The 2,229-nt window shown below is 70.4% G+C and carries 4 protein-coding genes; 3 read left to right on the plus strand and 1 reads right to left on the minus strand.

From position 1 onward, the window contains the following. Positions 1-337: 337 nt before the first annotated feature. The 3 genes from ABZ749_RS34190 to ABZ749_RS34200 all read left to right on the plus strand — a co-directional run bounded on the left by ABZ749_RS34190 (position 338) and on the right by ABZ749_RS34200 (position 1,595). On the plus strand, positions 338-664 hold the full coding sequence (locus ABZ749_RS34190) for a cupin domain-containing protein (RefSeq protein ID WP_357235319.1): 327 nt from the start codon (positions 338-340) through the stop codon (positions 662-664). Between the two features lie 129 nt (positions 665-793). Further along, positions 794-1,186: a hypothetical protein gene (locus ABZ749_RS34195; protein ID WP_357235322.1), complete on the plus strand. Its 393-nt coding sequence runs from the start codon at positions 794-796 to the stop codon at positions 1,184-1,186. Next, the gene (locus tag ABZ749_RS34200; protein WP_355008104.1) at positions 1,179-1,595 is read left to right on the plus strand and encodes a hypothetical protein; all 417 of its coding nucleotides are present in this window, start codon (positions 1,179-1,181) and stop codon (positions 1,593-1,595) included. Before ABZ749_RS34195 ends, ABZ749_RS34200 begins: the two co-directional genes overlap by 8 nt. 55 nt (positions 1,596-1,650) lie before the next feature. Here ABZ749_RS34200 and ABZ749_RS34205 read toward each other — a convergent pair. After that, on the minus strand, positions 1,651-2,229 hold a 579-nt coding region (locus tag ABZ749_RS34205), incomplete at its 5' end, for an SDR family oxidoreductase (RefSeq protein WP_357235326.1).

Genomic DNA, 2,229 nt, shown 5'->3' on the forward strand with positions numbered 1-2,229 from the left:
CCGTGCGTCTCGATCGCCCAGTGACCGGTGCCGAACAAGCCGAACCGCAGCACGTGTACCTCCGCTGTTTCCCCGCACCGCGACAACGCCACGGACGTGATCCACGCTAGTCGCCCGGGCGGCCGGAACGGCGGCGGGTTCGACCAATCGAAGCAGCTCACCTTGCATTTCCGGGTCGGTGGTCGAGCTACCCGCCCGGCTGTCGGTGAACAGCGGTCCGCTGGCACCGCCCGCCGCTGTCGGCAGCGTCAGGTCCGATCACCGCCAGACACACCAGGTACGGCGGGGCAGTCTCGACGGCATGCGGAGCTCGGATTCAGCGATCACCAGCGGTGTCGTGGCTTTTGAACACTGGTACGACTTCACCGAGGGCGGCCCGGTGCACCGCGCGCTGCTGCCGTTCCCGTCGACAGCGCCCGCCCCGTTCGAGGTCGCGCGCTGGTCGGTGGCCCCGAACACCGCCAACGACCTGGATGTCCACCGCTCCCGTGAGGTGTGGATCATCGTGTCCGGGACCGGAACCCTGACGTTCGCCGACCAGGCGCGTGTCCTGCGGGCCGGCGACGTCGCGGCGTTCGACAGCAGGGTGCCGCATCAGATCCGGAACGACGGACCGGACCCGCTCCTCGCCGTCTCCGTCTACTGGCTGCAAGCAGGCGACTGACGCCCAGTGGGCACCGGGGGCCGCGGACCCCTCGACGGGCGCGCGTCACACGCGGAGAGGCAGGGCACCCCTTTACTACGACGGTTAGTAGGCTGTGCCGGTGACCGAGGCAACGACCGGGTGGTGCCGGTGACCAGCGTGGGCGCCGATTCGCCGGTGGACGGGATCGTCGCGGCAGTGCCGATCGTGCTGTCGCTGCTCGTGGCGGTGTGGGCGCTGGTGGCTGCGCTACGCCACCGGCCGCCGGACCGGGTGCAGTTCGTCGGTCTGGCCGTACTCGAAGTGGCGTTGCTGGTGTTGAGCGTGCTGGCGCTCGTCGCGGTCGGCGGCGGGGATCGGCCTGGCGAGCCCGGCGCCTTCTTCGGCTACCTGGTCACGCTGGTATGTCTGCCGCCACTGGCCTGGGTGCTGGCCCGGATGGAACCGACCCGCTGGGGCTCGGCGATCGTGTGCGCGGTCTGCCTGGTGGCCCCGGTGGTGGTGGTCCGGTTGCAGCAGACCTGGGAGGTGCTCGGTGGTTGAGACAGGATCGGCTCGGCAGCGCACGAACTCCGGCCCGGGGCGGCTGCTGATCGCCGTCTACCTGCTCTTCGCTATCGCGGCGACGAGTCGGGCAGGTTTGCAGATCGCCACCAAGTTCGACGAGGCGCCGGTGGCGTACCTGCTCTCCGGGGTGGCCGCGCTCATCTACATCGTTGCGGCGGTGGGGTTGGCCCGAGCCGGGCACACCGGTCGTCGGGTCGCGCTGGCGTGCTGCTCGGTGGAGCTGGTCGGGGTGGTCGCGGTCGGCATCCTGAGCCTGGTCGACAAGGATCTCTTCCCGGACGAGACGGTCTGGTCGCAGTTCGGCAGCGGGTACGGCTACATCCCGCTGGTGCTGCCGGTGCTCGGCCTGATCTGGCTCTGGCGCACCCGCCGCGCACCCGCCTGACCCGGCGACGAGGGCGCCGGCTTGTCTGCCGGAGCGCCCTCGTCGGGAGTACGGGTCAGTCCCGTGGGCCGCCCGCGACGTAGATGACCTGGCCGGACACGAAGCCGGCGCCCTCGCTCGCCAGGAACGAGATGGTGTGCGCGACGTCCTCCGGGCGGCCAGGGCGGCGGACCGGGATCTCGGCGGCGGCGTGCTTCTGGAAGTCGTCGAAGTCGACCTTCATCCGGGCGGCGGTGGCCGCTGTCATGTCGGTGACGATGAAGCCGGGTGCGACGGCGTTCACCGTCACCCCGAACGGACCCAGCTCGATGGCGAGCGTCTTGGTGAAGCCCTGCAGACCGGCCTTGGCGGCGGCGTAGTTCGCCTGGCCCCGGTTGCCCAGCGCTGAGGTGCTGGAGAGGTTGACGATCCGCCCCCACTTCCGGTCCACCATGTGCTTCTGGGCGGCCTGGCTGAACAGGAACGCGCCGCGCAGGTGCACCCCCATCACCGTGTCCCAGTCGGCACTGGTCATCTTGAACAGCAGGTTGTCGCGGAGCACACCGGCGTTGTTGACCAACACCGTGGGCGCGCCCAGCTCGGCGGCGACGCGGCTCACCGCCGCCTCGACCTGGTCGCGGTCGGACACGTCGGC

The sequence above is a fragment of the Micromonospora sp. NPDC047753 genome, from assembly GCF_040642735.1.
Lineage (GTDB): Bacteria > Actinomycetota > Actinomycetes > Mycobacteriales > Micromonosporaceae > Micromonospora.